12 protein-coding genes are annotated in these 18,689 nt (G+C 65.3%); 4 read left to right on the top strand and 8 right to left on the bottom strand.

Translation table 11 applies throughout. The features are described from left to right. Nucleotides 1–33: 33 nt before the first annotated feature. Nucleotides 34–2,007, top strand: a complete 1,974-nt coding sequence (locus V3W47_RS12205; RefSeq protein WP_331825489.1) for a DNA topoisomerase subunit B — start codon at nucleotides 34–36, stop codon at nucleotides 2,005–2,007. Nucleotides 2,008–2,063: 56 nt separating this feature from the next. Here the strand turns inward: V3W47_RS12205 and V3W47_RS12200 are convergent, their stop codons facing one another. From V3W47_RS12200 to V3W47_RS12165, 8 genes are all read right to left on the bottom strand, one after another. Beyond that, a complete protein-coding gene (locus tag V3W47_RS12200) occupies nucleotides 2,064–4,121 on the bottom strand; it encodes a S8 family serine peptidase (RefSeq protein ID WP_331825488.1) in 2,058 nt (685 codons plus the stop codon). A gap of 32 nt (nucleotides 4,122–4,153) precedes the next feature. Next, nucleotides 4,154–6,541 carry a tetratricopeptide repeat protein gene (locus V3W47_RS12195; RefSeq protein ID WP_331825487.1) on the bottom strand — a complete coding sequence of 796 codons (2,388 nt, stop codon included), beginning with the start codon at nucleotides 6,539–6,541 and terminating at the stop codon, nucleotides 4,154–4,156. A 59-nt stretch (nucleotides 6,542–6,600) separates the two neighbouring features. After that, nucleotides 6,601–6,801, bottom strand: a complete 201-nt coding sequence (locus V3W47_RS12190; RefSeq protein WP_331825486.1) for a hypothetical protein — start codon at nucleotides 6,799–6,801, stop codon at nucleotides 6,601–6,603. A gap of 204 nt (nucleotides 6,802–7,005) precedes the next feature. Next, nucleotides 7,006–7,425: a type II toxin-antitoxin system VapC family toxin gene (locus tag V3W47_RS12185; RefSeq protein ID WP_331825485.1), complete on the bottom strand. Its 420-nt coding sequence runs from the start codon at nucleotides 7,423–7,425 to the stop codon at nucleotides 7,006–7,008. Then, nucleotides 7,425–7,667 (bottom strand): hypothetical protein, encoded by a 243-nt coding sequence (locus V3W47_RS12180; RefSeq protein WP_331825484.1) that lies wholly within the window; start codon nucleotides 7,665–7,667, stop codon nucleotides 7,425–7,427. The genes V3W47_RS12185 and V3W47_RS12180 overlap by 1 nt, the downstream gene beginning before the upstream one ends. A gap of 883 nt (nucleotides 7,668–8,550) precedes the next feature. Beyond that, nucleotides 8,551–11,676, bottom strand: a complete 3,126-nt coding sequence (locus V3W47_RS12175; protein WP_331825483.1) for a DEAD/DEAH box helicase — start codon at nucleotides 11,674–11,676, stop codon at nucleotides 8,551–8,553. Nucleotides 11,677–11,768: 92 nt separating this feature from the next. After that, nucleotides 11,769–12,209: a hypothetical protein gene (locus V3W47_RS12170; protein WP_331825482.1), complete on the bottom strand. Its 441-nt coding sequence runs from the start codon at nucleotides 12,207–12,209 to the stop codon at nucleotides 11,769–11,771. A gap of 291 nt (nucleotides 12,210–12,500) precedes the next feature. Next, a complete protein-coding gene (locus tag V3W47_RS12165) occupies nucleotides 12,501–13,667 on the bottom strand; it encodes a VLRF1 family aeRF1-type release factor (RefSeq protein ID WP_331825481.1) in 1,167 nt (388 codons plus the stop codon). Nucleotides 13,668–13,875: 208 nt separating this feature from the next. Between V3W47_RS12165 and V3W47_RS12160 the strand changes: the two genes are divergently transcribed. From V3W47_RS12160 to glgX, 3 genes are all read left to right on the top strand, one after another. Beyond that, complete coding sequence (locus V3W47_RS12160; RefSeq protein ID WP_331825480.1) at nucleotides 13,876–14,850, top strand: ABC transporter substrate-binding protein; 975 nt, start codon at nucleotides 13,876–13,878, stop codon at nucleotides 14,848–14,850. A 111-nt stretch (nucleotides 14,851–14,961) separates the two neighbouring features. Continuing rightward, nucleotides 14,962–15,678, top strand: a complete 717-nt coding sequence (locus tag V3W47_RS12155; protein ID WP_331825479.1) for a hypothetical protein — start codon at nucleotides 14,962–14,964, stop codon at nucleotides 15,676–15,678. Between the two features lie 523 nt (nucleotides 15,679–16,201). Then, a complete protein-coding gene (gene glgX / locus V3W47_RS12150) occupies nucleotides 16,202–18,385 on the top strand; it encodes a glycogen debranching protein GlgX (protein WP_331825478.1) in 2,184 nt (727 codons plus the stop codon). Nucleotides 18,386–18,689 lie beyond the last annotated feature (304 nt).

Raw genomic sequence — 18,689 nt, 5'->3', positions numbered from 1 at the left:
CCCTCCGAGACCGGAGTGGGTGCCGGGAGGACCATGACACAATCCATCGATCCCCAGAGCTACGACGCCAGCTCCATCTCGATCCTCAAGGGCCTGGAGGCCGTCCGCAAGCGCCCCGGCATGTACGTGCAGGGCGGCACGGGCATCGACGGCTACCACCAGCTCCTCACCGAGATCATCGACAACGCCATCGACGAGGGCCTGGGCGGGTTTGCCGACGAGGTTCACGTGATCATGCACGCCGACGGCTCGGCCACCGTGACCGACAACGGGCGCGGCATCCCCGTGGACGTGATGAAGTCCGAGGGCCGCAGCGCCATCGAGGTCATCTTCACCGAGCTGCACGCGGGCGGCAAGTTCGGCGGCGGTGCGTACAAGGTATCCGGCGGGCTGCACGGGGTGGGATCGAGCGTCGTGAATGCGCTGTCCACCTACCTCGACGTGACCGTGAACAAGGGCGGCTCGCTCCACCACATCCGCTTCGAGCGCGGGGCGGTCTCCGTGCCGCTGGAGGTCCTCGGCAAGACGCCGAAGGACGTGCAGTGGGCGACCAAAGTCACCTTTCACCCCGACCCCGGCGTCTTCCACGAGTTCGAGAACCGCTTCGACTACGACCGCATCCGCCGCCGCCTGCGCGAGCTGGCGTACCTGACGGGCCTGAAAATCGTCATCCGTGACGAGCGCACCGAGCTGCACGCGGGGGACATCAAGGAAGAGACCTTTCACGAGAAGGGCGGCATCGCCAACTTCGCCCGCGCGCTCGTGACGGACGACACCAAGTTGCTGTACGACCAGCCCATCGTGATGCGCGGCACCCACAGCGATGTGGAGGTCGAGGTCGCCTTCATCCACGCGAACACCTACTCCAGCGACAACATCCTGACCTACGCGAACATGATCCGCACGCGCGACGGCGGCACGCCGCTGACGGGCTTCAAGACGGCCTACACGCGCATCCTGAACAAGTACGCGAAGGACAAGAACCTCATCAAGGCGGGCAACCCGGTCCCCGGCGGCGACGATCTGCTGGAGGGCATCTACTGTGTGGTGTCGGTCAAGCTCGGCGACCCGCAGTTCGAGTCGCAGGCGAAGGTCAAGCTGCTGAACTCCGAGGCGCAGACCGCCGTGAACGCCATCGTGGGTGAGCGGTTCGCGGAGTTTCTGGAGGAGAACCCGAAGGTGGGCCGCACCATCGTGGAGAAGGCCGCCGAGGCCGCCCGCGCCAGGGAAGCCGCCCGCAAGGCCCGCGACATCGTGCGGCGCAGCAACCCGCTGGAGAACGACGACCTGCCCGGCAAGCTGGCCGACTGCTCTTCCCAGGACCCCTCCGAGAGCGAGCTGTTCATCGTGGAGGGCAACTCGGCGGGCGGCTCGGCCAAGGGTGGGCGCGAGCGGCGCTTCCAGGCGATCCTGCCCCTGCGCGGCAAGATTCTCAACGTGGAAAAGGCCGAGCTGAACAAGATTCTCAAGAACGCCGAGATTCGGGCGCTGATCGGGGCCATCGGCGCGGGCGTGGAGGGCACGGGCGACAACGTTCACTTCGACCTGTCAAACCTGCGTTACCACAAGGTCATCATCATGACCGACGCCGACATGGACGGCGGGCACATCACGACGCTGCTGCTGACCTTCTTCTTCCGTTACATGCGCCCGGTCGTGGAGCAAGGCCACCTGTACATCGCGCAGCCGCCGCTGTACCGCATCATGGTGGGCCGCGAGAAGAAGGGCACGTACCTCTACAACGAGGACGAGCTGAAGCAACACGTCGCCCGCGCGAACAAGGAAGGCAAGAAGTACGAGATTCAGCGCTTCAAGGGGCTGGGCGAGATGAACGCCGACCAGCTCTGGGACACGACGATGAACCCGGAAGCGCGGGTGCTCAAGCGCGTCAGCATCGAGGACCTGATCGATACCAACCGAGTCTTCGAGGAGCTGATGGGGACGGACGTAGCGCCGCGCAAGGACTTCATCCGGGAGAATGCGCGGTTCGCGGAGATCAGCGTGTAAGGAAGAACGCAAGGGGAAGGGCGGCCACGGGTGGGTCGCCCCTTCTTCTACTGGGGTTAGGGTTGGGGCTGAGGGTGAACCGTCAGATCGAGGGGTTGTGGGGAAATTGACGCACCTGGGGAAGAGGTTGATGGAATTGTTGATATATCTGCGACCTCGGAAGTGATCTTGTCCCACTCTTTGGGAAGGCCCTGCTGCCCTTCCGCTACACGTTGGGCGAGCAGCCCCGTCACGAGCGGAGTGGCAAAGGAGGTTCCCCGGTAGACCAGCCGTAAACCCTGAAGTCCCTGCTGGGTCACTTGATTGGGGGGCCTGGATTCGAAGTAGAACCTGCTCGGAGCCAGGACATCGGCGGGCACGTTCAAGACTCCGGGGGCCAACCGACCGCCCGGCTCGTGCAACCGCCCGAACTCCGCAGGCTGCCACCCGTCGTCTAGCCATTCTAGGGCACCGACACTCACGATGCTCGAGGCAAGCGACAGGGGGAGGGACGGTTGGGCGCTCCAATCTGCGGGAAAATGGTGACAGCGGTCCCCTGCGACCAGGGTGTAACAGGAGTAACCCTTCTGGTTTTCCTGGTCCTCGACGTTGCCGTGCCCCGCCACGAAGAGAACTCCGTTTCGCGCGGCGTACTTCATGGCGTCGAGGAGGTATTGACCGGGCAGAGGAGTACTCAGGCTCAGATTGACGATGACGGGACGCTTGGTCTCCTTACGTGCCGCGACCGCCTGACAGATGCCCTGAATGACCAGGGCGGTCTCGCAGGAGCCGTCGGCGTCGCAGGCCGGGATGTACTGCACGTCGGCTGCCTCGGGATACGCCATTTTCAGGATTCTTCCAATATACTCTCCATGTCCGTACGCCATGTAAATGCCTCTCTTCACCGCATATCTGTCTGTCATGACGCCGTTCTTGTCTTTACCAAAGGTATCGACGACGTATATAATGGGCTGTTGAGAGGGAGAGGCTGTTTCTCTTGATCCTATGGCTTCGGCGTTTGCCCTATTCACCCCAGCGCCGTCTATATCGTTCAACTTATCCTCGTCGCTCTTATTCAGATGGGCTGTCGAAGAAGGTGAGTCCCCAATATTAGGCTCTCTTGTGGCAATGATATTTGATGCAAGACCATTCGATACAAAGAGTTTTCGAAGAAGATCAATGTCGCGGCTCGTGCCCTCTGTTGAAGTGAATCTCTCGAGCGGCGTAGTACACGCGAGGGGTGAATTATTATCCTTACGTAGCAGATTAATTACTCGGTCATTTGGCTGAAAGACCAGCGTGGGTACTTTCAACTGATTTATAAGTGAACCAAGTCCAGCCTCTCCTCTATCCTTAAATAATGACGGGAATCGTGCTTTTAAATTGGACAAATCTATATTAGAGTTGAGAGGAGGTTTGATTGAGCGACGTATTCCTTGATTCAACGGGAGTTGCCAAATAGGAAGGCGTGATGTATTGATTTGTGGAAGACCCCTTATGGGAGAGAATTGATTTACAGTAAGAGGGCTAGAAACATCCCCGAGTGTTCCTCTTAATCCATCAGGTAATTGCTCAAGTTCATCCATAAAGAATAAAAGGCTTCCGTCATTCAATTGACGCTCCCGAATGTCGAACGGTTGTAGCCGCCTCGGAGATTTAAATTCTCTATTCAGAATATTGTTTACTTCCTCGACACTAATCGAGGAGTCTGAAGCGGAGGCCCGAGGCAGTACATTGACGATCAATTCTGAGGCAGTGCGGTTGATTGAAGGACTTAGGGAAGTCGGCTTAACTTGCTCCGTTTGAAGGAGGAGGCCGAAGTCCCCTGGAAGAACTACCCAGGTGCCGAGGACATCCTCCTTCCCATCTTTCACCCTGACCAAGCTGACATCTTGCTCCCCGAGGGCGGCATCTTTGGGCACTGCACACGTCCACTGACGGGGCGTTCCTGAACATGCAGGCCCACGCTTTCCTCCCACCTTTAAGACGGGCGGCTCCTCCTCCAGAGAGGACACTGGAACGACCTCCCCCTGAAAGACGTGGCTCTCCTTATCAGGTTGAGTCTGAACGCCTCCCGCCCAAGCGGCCAGGCCGAGGACCAACAGCGCCAGCGGGAGTTTCTTGAGGTCGCTCATCCTTCTCCTCCGAAGCGGGGCATGAGGGGTGGCTAGGACTTCCGGGCGGCTGAGATGAAGTCGGAGGCGTTAAGCCGGATCGTTTGCACGAGCTGGGTGTGGCCCGCCCGGCCCAGCAGGTCGAGGGTGTGCTCGAAGCGGTTCAGGTCGCCCTCAACCTCGCTGAGGTTGCTCATGACCAGGCCCAGGAGGCGCAGGTTGCCGCTTCCTTGCAGGAGGGTCAGGGCCTGAAGGTAGAGGGCGCGCGCCTGCTCCCGCTCCCCGCGCTCGTACAGGGTGACTCCTCGGGCGTTGAGGACATGGGCCTGTCCCTCCCGGTTTCCGAGCACCATGTAGAGGTCGGCGGCCTCCTGATAGGCGGCGTCCACCCGCCTGCGGGCCTCCAGATCGTCCGGGCGGTAGGTGGCGAGACTGTCGGCGTAGTTGTTGAGGAGCGAGGCCCGCTGAACGGGGGCGGAGTTGCTGTGCTCCCACAGTCCCCCGAACGCCTCGTCGGGAGGCTGTCCATCCTGCGCGGCCAGGGTGGCCGTCAGGTTCTCCGCCTGCAGGGCAGCCTCCGCCTCACCGCTCAGGCGGTACAGGTGCGCCGCCTGGTAGTAGAACCGCCGCGCCTCCGTCCGGGCGTTCTCCCGCAGGGCCACGTGACCGAGCACGAGCGTCGCGTAGGCGGCGGCGGTACTGCCGTCCATCGCAACGTCCTGGGCCAACGCCATCGCCCGGCGGAACTGTCCGAGTTTGAAGGCGGTCAGGGCCAGACAGGCGCGGACCAGCGGCGTCTCCGGGAGCGCGCGCAGGAGGTGTTCCGCCCGTGGCGTATCTCCGTTCTGAAGGGCGATGCGTGCCCAGAAGAGCCGTACCTCCCCCGTCTGCGGGGACACCTCCAGCGTCGCGGCGGCCTGCGCCGGGTAGCCGCGCCGCAACTCCTCCCCCGCGTGGACGTGCGCGGCGTGGGCGGCGGCGGCGTGGTCGCCCTCCTCCCACAGCGGGCGGGCCGCGAGCCAGTGGCCCCAGCCCGTGCCGGTGGGGTGCGCGCGGGCGAGATGCAGGTGACGCAGCGCCGTGGGGGTGGGGTGCGCCGCCAGCAGGTCCCGCGCCGGGCCGGGCGTGCGGACCTCCCCCGTCGGGGCGCACAGGCCCTCGCGGGTCAGGCGGTCGAGCGCGCGGGTCAGCTCGGCGGCCCCCAGCCCCAGCGCGGCGCGGGTCGCGGCGAGGTCGGGGACGGGTTGCAGCGCGAGCGTCAGGTACAGCTCGCGGGCGGGCGCGGGCAGGGTCCCCAGGTGGTCGGCGAGGGTGCGGTCGGGCGGCACGCCACGCAGGAAGGCGGCGACGTGGGCCGGGTGCCCGCCCGTCACCTCCAGCGCCCCAGGATGCCCGGCGAGGTCGGCGGCGGTGAGGGGGTCGAGGGCGAGGTGCAGGTCGGCGGGCAGCGCGGGCGGGTCGCGCGCCGCGACGAGGAGGGTCGCGCCGGGCCGCTGCCGCGCGGCGAGCGTCAGGACGTGGCGGGTGGCGTCGTCGGCGTCCTCCCAGCCATCCACGGCGACGCGCAACCGGGGGTCGGCGAGCGCGGCGAGGGCGTCCGCCGTCCCCGACAGGCGCGGGGCGAGGGCTTCCAGCGTGGCGAGCGGCAGCCCCCCGCGACCCGGCAGCACCCGCCACCCACCTCCGGCGGCCAGTGCGGCGAGCAGCGCGCTCTTGCCTATGCCCGGCGGCCCGCTCACCCAGGCGACCTCACCGGGCGCGAGACGGCCCAGGGCGGCGTGTTCGGCCCCCCGACCGAGCAGGGGCGGCGCGGCGAGTGTGGGCGGCGGCTCCAGCGCCACACCCAGCTCGTCCGCCTCCCGCCGCACGGTGACGGCGAGGGGATGCGCCCCCGCCACGAGGAGGCGGTACAGGCGCGGCAGTTCCGCCGGGTCGGGTGGGGGAGCGCCCGCCACCGCGTAGGCCGCCTCCGCCCCCGCCGCCGCCCCCACCGCGTCCCCGAGGGCCAGCCGCCGCTCGGCCAGGGCCAGCGCCGCCGCGCGGGCCTCGCGCCCCAGCGCCTCGCGGGTATCGAACAGCCACTCCTCCAGGTCGGGGCCGAGGTCCACCCCCACCCCCTCCAGAAACGCCCCGCCGTACCCCTCCAGCGCCTCGCGGTGCCGCCCGGCCCGCCCGTGTTCGCGCAGGAGGCAGGCGTCACACACGAGTGTTCCGTCCACTCGCCCGCCGTCCTCGCGCACCGCGTCCCCCAGGGGCCGCAGCCGGATCAGGTGCTGGGCGAGCGAGTTCATCGGGTTCGCTGCCTCAGGCCAGAACAGCGAGGCCAGCCGCCGCCGGGGTTGCGCGCCCTCCAGGCACAGGTAGGCCAGCAGCAGTAGAGGCTTTTCACGCCGGTACGCGGCCCCCTCCACCGAGAGGCCGCCCAGCGTCCTGAGTTTCATGAGATAGTGTAGGGCTTTTCACACTGTCCGCGTCAAGTGACGGGTTGGCTAGACCGGGTTCAACCTCCTTGCGGCGTCACGTAGATGCGGGTCATGGCGGCGGGATGGCCGTCCATCGGGTCGCCCGCGAAGTGGGTCACGCGCGTCACCCGGAAGACGCCCGCGCGGATAATTTCGATCTCCTCGTGGACGTGGGGCACGCTCTGGAAGCCGTACACGCCGATCAGCCCGCCCGGCCCGAACACCTGCACGACGATCAACGGGCACCCCCTTTCGCCTTCATGGGGTGAGGGTAGGGGGAGGGGGATGACCGGGACGTGACCACGGGGAAACAGAGAGGATGTTGAACTCTCCCGCTCGAACTTTCCTTCAAAGCTCGGAGGTCAGCCTGGAGGCGACTTCGGCGATGGCAACAGGGATGCAGAGCGTGGGGTCAGGGGCCGCCTGCCCGCGCGGCGCGGGGCCTACTCGACGGGATTGACGACGGCCAAGCCCGCGAAGTTCTGGCGGAAGTGCTGTGGATCAAGGGTGACGAGGGTGGCTCCCAGGCTCTCCGCATGGGCACCGATCAGGAAGTCCGCAAGAATCCGTCGGGGCCTCTCTCCGCCACTTCTGCGCCTGCGCGCGGCGTATTCCTTGAAGGTCCGCGCGGCTCTTAACCAAAGCACTTCGCCCGTCTGCCACTCCACCCGCACGCCCGTATCACGCAGGAAGTCGAGCGCGTCTTCTTCCCGAATGCCGGGACCGGCCAGAAACTCGCAGAAGGCCGCGCCGTGCATCACGATCTCCTCGCCCGTCCGCACCTCCAGGAGGGCCAGGATCGCCTCGGCGCTGTCTTCGGCACGAAAGATGGCACTGACGACGTTGCTGTCCAGTGCCAGCATTATTCGTCGTGGCCGCGCAGGTCCCGGTGAAAAGCCGCGCTGCCCTCCTCCAGCGGTGGAGCCACGCCCAGATACTTGCGGAAGGGGCTGGAAGGGACGACCCGGCGTTCGTCGGCAACTTCCCACCGGGCCTGCCGCACTGCCGTCACCCGCAATCCCAGTGCCGCCGCCTGAGCCTCGGTCAGGCGGAAGATGGGTTGCCCGCGCTCATCCAGTTGCACGTCCACGGTCAATTGGATCATAGGGTGAGTATCGCACTATTAAATGTGACTGGGGCAGACTAAATCTTGAACTGCATAATTCTTAGATCGAAGCTCTAGACAGAAATACACTCAATATTAGTTATAGATGATTCATATATCGTCTAGCCTCAACCTCGCACCTAGAGGTAGCTCAATTAGTTTTTCTCTATCAATGACGGCATCTATACTTTCTATTACCGCTAACCTTAATATATACTGCACCAATCTGAACTGTGCCATAATAGTAATGGTGATGATACCAAGAACAGTAAAGAGAAACCAATTAAATCTATAGCATTTTCTGAAAAAATTATTTTTCCAATAATACATATTGAGTATGTCGATTCCCAGCCCATCTGATATGATTTTATGAACGGTGTATATAGATAGTAAAGCAAGCGGAGCAAATAGAGATTTCAGGAAATCTGAAAGGCTTTTATAATACGCCTTCACCTCTTTGTACCATTGCTTAACCTCGGACTTTTTTATATTACTTAGCCCAATCCCACGTATTAATAGACGCTACGTTATAATATTCTTGCATCCTGCTGTCGAACAAGCTAAGTTTTGTTGCATTAAATATATTTATGGGGGGAAGCGCCTATAAAGATTAACGATATTAGATAAAATATAATTAGGTGGACTAAAATAAAAGTTAGAGCCGCAACAGCTATTCTCCCTTGATCGTGTTAAGAGGGCTAAAATCGCTAACACAGCTACAGCTATAGGCAGCCGTAGAAACAATAAATTAAACGAACTACCTCTTATACTTGGGAATCTATTAGCGTTATGCTTAAAAACACTCTCTTTAGGCCCTCGAACTCTAGAAATTTCACCAAGCTTAGCATCTCGTCATGCAACTTATTATTCAACATCATCTCCCTTAGCCGAAATATCCCAGCAACTCGATCAACGTCCTCACGTAATCGTCCGGCTTCAGCCCGCGCTTCTCCAGTTTCACGCCGGGCGGGAAGGTCGTCACTTCCGTCTTGTGGGGGAAGCGTTTCAGGCCGGGGGCGTCGTAGTCGAGGCCCTTGTAGGCGAAGGCGACCTGGATATGCGTCATCGTCTCGCCGACGCTCAGCACCCGTTTGGCGAGGGCGGTCAGGCGCAGCTTGGCGAGGTCGATGAAGTTTTGGACCTCGGGGGTGGGCGGGCCGTACTTCTTGCGGAGGTCACGCTCGACCCGGCTGACGGCCTGCAACGTGCGGGCCTCCGAGAGCCGCCCGTAGGTGGCGATGCGCTCCTCCTCGTTACCGTCGAAGTATTCGGGCGTGAGGCGGGAGTTCACGGGGAGGTCGATGGACACGCTCGCGGGCGTCTCCATCTTCTCGCCCTTCAGGCGGGCGACGGCCTGCGCCAGCAGCTCGGTATACACGTCGATGGACACGGCCTGAACGTGCCCGTGCTGCTCCTCACCGAGGATGTTGCCCACGCCGCGAATCTCCATGTCCTTCTCGGCGAGGAGGTGCCCGGAGCCGAGGTCTTGCAGGTCGGCGATGGCCCACAGCCGCCGCTGGGCGTTCTCCGTCATGCGCGGCGGGTAGAAGAGGTAGGCGTAGGCCGTCTGCTGCCGCCGCCCGACGCGTCCGCGAAGCTGGTAGAGCTGCGCCAAGCCCAGACGGTCCGCCCGCTCGATCAGGATGGTGTTCGCCTCGGGGATGTCCAGGCCCGTCTCGACGATGGTGGTGGAGAGGAGCACATCGAACGCGCCCTCCGCGAAGCCGAGCATGATCTCCTCCAGCTCCTCCTCGTTCATCCGCCCGTGCGCCACGCCGATGCGCGCCTCGGGGATGAGGTTGCGGAGGTAGAGGCTCCGCGCCCCGATGGAGGCGATGCGGTCATGAATGTAGAAGACCTTGCCGCCGCGCTCGATCTCACTGAGGATCGCGTCGCGCACGGTCACGGGGTCGAAGGGCGCGAGGACCGTCTGGATGGGCTTGCGGCCCTTCGGCGGCGTCTGGATGCTGCTCATGTCGCGCAGGCCCACCATGCTCATGTAGAGGGTGCGCGGGATGGGCGTGGCGGAGAGGGCGAGGGTGTCCACCGCCTTCACGCCCTCGGGAATGTCGATCTTGCCTTCCTTCGAGACGGGGGGCAGACCGCGCAGCGCCCGCAGCTTCTCCTTCTGACCGACGCCGAAGCGGTGTTCCTCGTCCACGACGATGAGGCCGAGGTCCTTGAACCCGATGTCGCCGGAGAGGAGGCGGTGCGTCCCGATGATGATGTCCACCTTGCCCTGCGCGAGGTCGGCCAGAATCGCCCGCGCCTGCTTGTCGTGGGTGAAGCGGCTCAAGCCCTCGACGCGGACGGGCAGCTTCTTGAACCGCTCGACGAACGTGGACGTGTGCTGCTCGGCGAGGAGAGTGGTGGGCACGAGGACCGCGACCTGCTTGCCGTGCCCGACGACGCGGTGGGCGGCGCGCAGGGCCACCTCCGTCTTGCCGAAGCCCACGTCGCCGGAGATCAGGCGGTCGGCGGGATTGGCCTTTTCGAGGTCGCGCATCGTCTCCTTCAGGGCCGTGCGCTGATCCGAGGTGAGGTCGAACTGGAAGTTCTTCTCCACCTGCGCGTCCCACTCGGGCTGGGGTGGGAAGGCGTTGCCCGGCGTGACCTGCCGCGCCGCGTACTGGACGAGGAGTTTTCCGGCGACCTCCTCGGCATTCTTGCGGGCCTTTTCCTTCGCCTTCGCCCAGTCCTTCTTGTCGAAGGAGGACAGCACGGGCGGATCGTCCGTCGTACCGGGATGACGGCGCAGCACGGGCAGTTGCTCGATGGGCACGGCGAGGCGGGCACCGTTCCGGTAGTCGAGGTTGAGGTAATCGCGCGTGACGCCGAGGACCGTGCGCGTCTCCAGCCCCTGAAACTGCCCGATGCCGTGTTCCGGGTGGATGAGGTAGTCGCCCACGTGCAGGCCCAGCGCGTCCGTGACGGGCTTGCCGCCGAGCTTCCTGCCCCGCAGCGCCGAGCCGCCCTGAAAACCGTAGATCAGGTCCTCCGTGAGAACGACCGTCCGATGTTCGGGGATGACGAAGCCGCCCTCGCCGCCCGCACGCAGGAAGCCGAGGCCACCCTCCTCGACTCGGGGGATGGTGAGCCACGGCACTTCCCGACTTTCCAGCAGCTTCTCCGCGAGGTACGTCGCCGTCCGGTCGTGGCGCACGAGGATCAGGACCCGGTAGCCGCCCGCGCGCCAGTCGTCCACGTCCCGCGCGAGGTCAGATAAGCGGGCGCGGTAGAAGGACAGCACCTTGAGATCGAGGTCGAAGTCGGCCAGCTCCAACGGCGAGCGGCCAAAGGACGTGACCTCGCGCCCCCGCAGCCGAGGCCAGAGCGTGTCGGCGAGCGGACCGAGCGCGGAAGGATAGAACTCCGGCGCGTCGAGGAAGACCCGGCCCGGCAGGAGGTCGAGGCGGGTGGCGTCCCACTTCACTTCCGTCAGGTAGTCGGCGGTCGGCTCCAGCGTGAAGGTCCTGATCTTCTCGCCCGTCAGGTCGCCAGGCGCGAGCATCCGCAACGTGTCCAGCTCGTCCCCGAAGAACTCGGCGCGAATCCACACCGGGTCGCCGCCCTGCGGCACGCCCGCGCCCGGCTCCAGCCTCAACTCCAGCGTGTCGCCGCGCAACTCGAAGCCGGGTTCCTCGCCGCGCTCGTAGCCCAGCCGCTCCAGCTTGTCCAGCAACTCCTCGCGCGGAAGAGAGCGGCCCACCGTCAGGGTCAGGGCGTGGTCCTCCGGGCGGGCGGGGAACAGGTCGAGCGCCGTATTCACGTCGAGGACGACGTGCTCGTGCCGCCCCTCCCAGTCGCGCAGGCCGGGGTTGACGGTCAGGGGTGCCCCCAGCGCCCCCGCCGAGGCGTACACACCCACACGGTCGGGCGTGGTGAGCAGCACGGCGGGACCGGGGTGGGCGGCGAAGAGGGCGGCGCGGGCCACCTGGGGCAGCAGCAGGACGTTCCCAACCGGCGCAGTGGGCAGGAGCTTGGAGAGGTTGGGGGCGGCGACCGTCACGGGGGGATTGTACGCGGGGGTTGGGGGGACAGATGGAGGGGAAACGACGAATGGGCGAACCCCATCGGCTCAGGGGTCCGCCCGGACGACCACTACTTCTTCATGTACATCAGAACGGCCTGACAGGGTTCCCAGTCGCAAGACTCCATGCTCAGCCGCACGGTGTAGTCACCCCGCGTGGCCCGGAAGGACACGATGGGCAGGCTGTCCAGGCCGTAGTCCGAGGCGATCACGTTGCCGTCGGAGTCCAGCACCTCCAGGTCGATGTCGTCGCAGTCGTCGTCACAGATCGCCTTGAAGCGGTACTCGCCGCCCGTCAGGCCGACCTCCTCGGTTTCCGTGTCACCGTCGTCCATGCGGTACACGTCCGGCTCGAAGATTTCGCGGTAGCCGTACCCCTGGGTCTGGTTCCGTTGCGACGCATACTCACCGTACATCCCCGACGGCACCGTGTCCGCCCCCACCGAGCCACCCACCAGCAAGGCCGCCGACGCCAGCAGGACGAGCCGCCTCCACCCTCTCTGTGTGCCCATCTCTCAGCTCCTTCCCCCACCGGGGCGGGGTGAGCGGGCCGGGTCAGTCCTCCTTCGTCCCGTCCGCCGTGTGCCCACGCTAGGCCCGACCCAGTGACCGCCTCATGACCGGGGGATGACCGGCGGCAGCGTGTTCCGCACCCGCTCATCTGGGGCACTTCGGGAAGACTCTCTGCGATGTCGGCGGGCACACCCCTGCCGCGTGTCTGGGGGAGGGCAACAACGATAGCGCCCCGCTTCCACTTGAGCGGGACGCCGCATCGTTCTCTTCTCTCCTGTTGTGAGGACTCCTCAGTACCTGGGCAGCCCCGCCAGCCCGCCGTATTCCTTCACCAGCCGCATGGCGTGGTCGCCGTGGACGCGCTTCACCTCCACCCCGTAGAGGTCGATAAAGTCGTCCAGCACTTCCTCCAGCGTCACGCGCTCCATCAGGCTGCCGTCGAGGGGACTCTCGGTCACGTCCTTCTTGCTCGTGAAGTACGGGACCTCGCGGTTGTGGCTGCGGTACAGGTGCATCTGCGAGCCGTCCTCGGGGATGACGAGGCGGTAGAGGCGGGCCTCCTGAAGCATCTCCAGCACGCGCTCGGTCTCCATGACGCCGCTCTCCTGAATCTCGCCGAGCAGGGCGTCCTCGGTCCTCAGGCGGTGCTCTTCGAGCATGGGCTGAATCTTTTCGAGGATGTCCGCCGGGTTGACCCAGCCCGCCCCGCCCGTCACATTCGTCTCGCCGATGACCTCGAAGCGGGCCTTGTCGGGAATCTCCGCCTTGAACTCCGCGAGCCGCTGCACCGGCCCCACGAGGATAAGCGACTCGATGTCCCGCCGCGTCATCATCTCGCTGAGTTCGGCCACGATGCCGTTGTAGAAGCGTTGCTGCGCCGCCGACTCGCGGTTCTCGAAGAGGTCGGTGCCGCTGTCGCTGCGCGGGCCGCTGCCCTGGCCGCCCGTCCCCTGCGCGCCCGGCACATGGCGGGTGCCCGACACCACCGTGTCCCAGCGTTCGCCGTCGTCCAGCCGCACGTTCTCCTGACGCCGAATCTCGATCAGCTCGCCCTGGCGCAGCAGGAAGAGCCGCGCCCACTCCCGGTCCACCGCGAGGACAGCCACGGTGGGCAGCAGGTCGAGGATGCCCGCCAGCATGGACTTGAGGGGCCGCCCGTAGTGGAAGCGTTCGGGCAGGTCGGCGTTGATGTCGTGGCGCTCGAAGGAGCTGCCGTCGCTGCCCACCACGTACAGCGAACTCTTGCCGCTGTGGTCGCGCACGTGGCCGAGGTCGTCGAGGACCTGCGCCATGACCGTGGGGGGCACGCCCGCCTCCTGCATGGCGACCTTCGCGCGGGTTTGCAGCGCCCCGCCCTCGTTGTCCACCAGCGCGGGGTTGTCGTTGACGACGGCCATGAGGACCATCGCATTGTCGGGCAGCTCCTGAATGCGCCGGATGGCGGCTCTGGAAATCATGTGTTCCCTCCCTTTGCGGCCATTCTTGAAAGGTGAGGGCGTGCGGACTTTCCCGTTTCGCTGAAGCCCGGTTCACGATTCGGAGAGGCGGGGTTGCGAGTTGGGGCGGCCAGCGGCCAGCGGCCAGCCGCCAGCTTCCAGCCACCAGCAAAAACATCGGTCAGACTAGTTTACAAAATGACTCACTTTATCTGCTATTGTATTCGGGATGAAGCGCACCCTTCTCTCTCTCGCCACGCTCGCCCTCACGCTGGGTGGGGCGGAGGCTCAACAAGCTAAAGAACTCCGGCTGGGGGTCTTCCCCAACGTCACGCACGCCGCCGGACTGGTGGGCGTGCAGCGCGGGCTGTTCCAGAAGGAACTCGGGAACGTCAGGCTGACCGTCAGGGAGTTCGCCAACGGCTCGCAGGTCAACGAGGCGTTCGCGGCGGGGGCCATCGACGCGGCCTATGTCGGCCCCGGCCCGGCGATGAACGCCTTCCTGCGGGGCGTGCCCGTGCAGGTGTACGCGGGGGCGGCGAACGCGGGCGCAGTGCTCGTGGGCCGCAAGGACAGCGGCATTCGCAATGTGAAGGGCCTGAGCGGCAAGAAGGTCGCCGTGCCCACGCGCGGCTCCACCCAGGACATCAGCCTGCGGCACCTGCTCCACGTCAACGGCCTGCGGGCGACCGACGAGGGCGGCACCGTGACGGTCGTGCCCATCGACCCGGCGAATATGCCCGCCGCCTTCGCCAGCAGGCAGGTGGACGCCGCGCTCGTGCAGGAGCCGTGGGGAGCTGTGATGGAGACGCAGGGCGCACGCCTCATCGCCAACGAGAAGGCGATCTGGGAGGGCGGCAACTACACGACCACCGTCCTCGTCGTGAACACCCGCTTCGCCGAGCAGAACCCGGAGGCCGTGCGGGGGCTGCTGCGCGGGCACCTCGCCGCCATCGCCTTTATCGGCAGGAGCAACGCGGGGGCGCAAAAGGCCATCGCCGACCAGATTCAGGAGTTCACGGGCAAGCGCCCCAACTCCGCCGAACTGTTCAAGGCGCTCGCCCGCACACGCGTCACGTGGGACATCAACCTCAAGACCCTCGCCGAGTACGCCCAGCTCAACAAGGAGGCGGGCTTCGCGCGGGACGTGCCGGACCTCAGCCGCTTCGTGAACCTGAGCCTGGTGCGGGAGCTGGCGAGGTAGAGCTTCCAGCGGCCAGCTTCCAGCAACCAGAACACCACAGGCCCCGGCGAAAGCTGGGGTTTTTGTCTTTCTGGCCGCTGGCGGCTGGAAGCTGGCCGCTACACTACCCCCATGACCGGACCCAAGAAGGGATCAAGAGGCCGCGCGCCGAAGCGCAACACCGCGCAGGGGCGGGGCGGGGCGACGCGGGACACCTCCGCCCCCGTGCGCGACCGCACGCCGCGTGCCGAGGGGGAGGGGGCGAAGGGTGAGACCCGTCCCGCCGCCCCGCGTGGGGGCGCAGGCCGCAGCGGGACCGGGAACGCGAATCAACGCGGCGGCACCAACCCGGCGCGGCGCAGTGGAGGCGGGCGCACGGCGGGACCGGGCGGCGGCGAGGGCGGCTTCAATCCCGCCACGGGCCGCAAGTCGCCCCCCAAAGTGGCGAAAAAGCCCCTCCCGGAACTCAAGCGGGTCCAACTGGACGCCCCGCCGTCCGAGACCGTGTTCCGCGACCGCGACGGCGAGCGGCTCACCTTTCCCGACAGCAATCTCAAGCGGGTGGCGGCGCACATCCTCACCGAGCGGCGCAAGGCGTGGCGCTACCGGCCCTTCTCCTTTCCCCTCTTCACCGACAAGGGCAACGAGCAGGCCTTCCACTTCGACTTCTACATCTACGACGCCGAGGACTCCGTGATTCGCCTCCTCCTCGTCGTGCCCTACGAGTCGCGCGAGGTCTGGGACCGGGTGGGCCGCTTCAAACGCCAGTACCCCATGTACACCTACGAGCTGTGGACGCCCGAGCGCCTCGCGCAACTCAGCCGCCCACGGGCGCAACTGGGGTTCTGACGGGGATGTAGGGCGAGGTTGGGGAGAAGACGGGGAGCCTGCTTCTTCTGCTCCTCGTTTTTGAACGCCCGATTTGGGTGATGGATGGGCCAATGGAAGCCTTCCCGTCGTCGGGCAGGAGGACGAGCGGTGCTCGTCACCCCTCTCCCCAGCCCTCTCCCGCAGGGGGAGAGGGAGCAAAAAGCACATCCGGTACGCTTATTTCCTCATTCACATCAAGCGTCTTGAGGGAGAGGTTGGGAGGGGTGAGCGGGCGGGGCGTCTCAAGCGACCCAACCGCCCAATCTCGCCTCATCCCTCATCACTCCCCCCACCCCTTCCTTGACCCCTCCTTGACTTAGGAGGGGGGGCTATCTAGGGGTGCGGGGCGAGGTTGTAAGGTTTGTGTGACACACCTCGCCCGCCATGTGAGAAGAGTTTGGTAACGTTTCCAAAGCGAGGGCGCTTCCCCGGCCCTGCCGGTGGGAACGCCCGGCTTCCCGAGACAAACACCGGGCTGCGTGCCCGTGGAGGACAGGAATCTATGACGATCACCGAACCTACACCCTCTCCCCTGGCTGGGCCGACCGCGCCGCGCATCCGGCCCGGCAGTCCCTACCCGCTGGGGGCGACCTGGGACGGCAAGGGAACCAACTTCGCCCTGTACTCCGAGAATGCCACCGGGGTCGAGCTGTGCCTGTTCGACGAGCGGGGGCGGGAGACGCGCTTCCCGCTGGGCGAGCAGACGGCCTTCGTGTGGCACGGCTACCTCCCCAGCATTGGGCCGGGGCAGCGGTACGGCTACCGGGTGCATGGGGAGTACGCGCCCGCCAGGGGTCTGCGCTTCAACCCCAACGTGGTACTCCTCGACCCGTACGCGAAGGCGCTCGACGGCACCGAGCGGTTCGAGGCGGGCGTCTTCGGGTACGTGCCCGGCGGCGAGGACACCGTGATGCAGACCCAGGAACAGCGTGGGGCACCCCTGGGCGTCGTCATCGACCCGATGTTCAACTGGGTGGGCGACCAGAAGCCGAAGGTCCCCTTTCACCAGTCGGTGATCTACGAGACCCACGTCAAGGGGCTGACGATGACGCATCCCGACGTGCCCGAGGCGCTGCGCGGCACGTATGCGGGCGTGGCGACCGAGCCGGTGCTGCGGTATCTGAGGGACCTCGGCATCACGGCGGTGGAGTTCCTGCCCGTCCATCAGCATGTGGACGACCCCTTCCTGCTGGAGAAGGGCCTGACGAACTACTGGGGCTACTCGACGCTGAGCTTCTTCGCGCCCGACGTGCGCTACTCGGCGGCGGCGCGGCGAGGCGACCCGGCGGGAGCGGTGCCTGAGTTCAAGAACATGGTGCGGGCGCTCCACGACGCGGGCATCGAGGTCATCCTCGACGTGGTGTACAACCACACCGCCGAGGGCAACCACCTGGGGCCGACGATGAGCTTCAAGGGCATCGACAACCCGACGTACTACCGCCTCGTGGCCGACAAGCCGCGCTTCTACTTCGACTACACCGGAACCGGGAACAGCCTGAACGTCCGGCACCCCCAGACCCTCCAGCTCATCATGGACTCCCTGCGCTACTGGGTGACGGAGATGCGGGTGGACGGCTTCCGCTTCGACCTCGCCTCGACGCTGGCGCGCGGGCTGCACGAGGTCGACCAGCTCTCGGGCTTCTTCACGATCATCCACCAGGACCCGGTGATCAGCCAGGTCAAGCTCATCGCCGAGCCGTGGGACGTGGGCGAGGGCGGCTATCAGGTCGGCAACTTCCCGGTGAACTGGGCCGAGTGGAACGGCATCTACCGCGACGACATGCGCGCCTTCTGGAAGGGTGAGGGCGGGCTGGCCTCCGAGATCGGCTACCGCCTGACGGGATCGTCAGACCTCTACCAGCGCGACGGGCGCAAGCCGTACGCCTCCATCAACTTCGTGACCGCCCACGACGGCTTCACGCTGCGCGACTCGGTGACGTACGAGCAAAAGCACAACGAGGCGAACGGCGAGGGGGGCGCGGACGGCCACAACCACAACATCACGTGGAACTGCGGGGTGGAGGGCGAGACGGACGACCCGGAAATCAACGCCCTGCGCGCCCAGCAGCAGCGCAACTTCCTCGCCACGCTCCTGCTCGGGCAGGGGACGCCGATGATCCTCGGCGGGGATGAGATCGGGCGTACCCAGAAGGGCAACAACAACGCCTACTGTCAGGACAACCCTGTCAGTTGGTACGACTGGGCGAACATCGACGCCGACCTGCTGGCCTTCACCCGGCGGCTGATCCGGCTGCGGAAGGCCCACCCGGCGCTGCACCGCCGCAAGTTCTTCTCCGGGCGTACCATTCGCGGCGCGGACGTGCGCGACATCGTGTGGCTCAGATTCGACGGCAAGGAGATGAGCGACGCGGACTGGAACAACCCGCAAACGCAATCGCTGGGCATGTTCCTCGACGGCGACGGCCTCGACGACGTGGACGCCGAGGGAAGGCCCGTCAAGGACGACGACCTGCTGCTGCTGCTGAGTTCGTCGTACATCCCCCTGCCCTTCCGCCTGCCCGACCTGGATGACTGCGACGCCTGGGAACTGCTGCTCGACACCACCGACGACGGGGCGCAGGAGACGGTCGAGGCGGGCGAGGAGACGACCCTCCAGGCCCGGAGCGTGAAGCTCTACCGTTGCGCGCGGCCAGGACGCAGGCGGGTCACAGACCGGAACGGATAGGCACGGAATAGGCACGGACCCGGCGGTTCGGCAGAGGTGGGGGAAGTTCCGGCTTCCTTCACCCTTCTCTTTGGCAGTAGCGGAGACACCTCGGTTTCCCTGAAGTCCATCTCATCTCCACCCGCTCGCCTCTCCCTACGCTGATCCGTCGGGGGGGTGCCCCTGTGTATGACCATTTCCTCAAGGCACACGGTCCCGCCCCGCTCGCCCGACCTTCTCTGCACACAGGTTGTCCGGCCATGTGACGACCTTCCCAACATCTCCAACTTCTGTTCTCGCGCCACCCGCCCCGGCCCGGTGGCCC

The sequence above is a fragment of the Deinococcus sp. YIM 134068 genome, assembly GCF_036543075.1.
Taxonomy (GTDB): domain Bacteria; phylum Deinococcota; class Deinococci; order Deinococcales; family Deinococcaceae; genus Deinococcus; species Deinococcus lichenicola.
The sequence above is the reverse complement of the archived record's forward strand: the minus strand, read 5'-3'. Positions and strand labels throughout refer to the sequence as shown.

Bases quoted from the DNA above. Each gene is read 5' to 3' on its own strand.
- V3W47_RS12205 (WP_331825489.1), top strand. From the start codon at position 34: ATGACACAATCCATCGATCCCCAGAGCTACGACGCCAGCTCCATCTCG.
- V3W47_RS12200 (WP_331825488.1), bottom strand. From the start codon at position 4,121: ATGAGCGACCTCAAGAAACTCCCGCTGGCGCTGTTGGTCCTCGGCCTG.
- V3W47_RS12195 (WP_331825487.1), bottom strand. From the start codon at position 6,541: ATGAAACTCAGGACGCTGGGCGGCCTCTCGGTGGAGGGGGCCGCGTAC.
- V3W47_RS12185 (WP_331825485.1), bottom strand. From the start codon at position 7,425: ATGCTGGCACTGGACAGCAACGTCGTCAGTGCCATCTTTCGTGCCGAA.
- V3W47_RS12180 (WP_331825484.1), bottom strand. From the start codon at position 7,667: ATGATCCAATTGACCGTGGACGTGCAACTGGATGAGCGCGGGCAACCC.
- V3W47_RS12170 (WP_331825482.1), bottom strand. From the start codon at position 12,209: ATGGGCACACAGAGAGGGTGGAGGCGGCTCGTCCTGCTGGCGTCGGCG.
- V3W47_RS12165 (WP_331825481.1), bottom strand. From the start codon at position 13,667: ATGATTTCCAGAGCCGCCATCCGGCGCATTCAGGAGCTGCCCGACAAT.
- V3W47_RS12160 (WP_331825480.1), top strand. From the start codon at position 13,876: ATGAAGCGCACCCTTCTCTCTCTCGCCACGCTCGCCCTCACGCTGGGT.
- V3W47_RS12155 (WP_331825479.1), top strand. From the start codon at position 14,962: ATGACCGGACCCAAGAAGGGATCAAGAGGCCGCGCGCCGAAGCGCAAC.
- glgX (WP_331825478.1), top strand. From the start codon at position 16,202: ATGACGATCACCGAACCTACACCCTCTCCCCTGGCTGGGCCGACCGCG.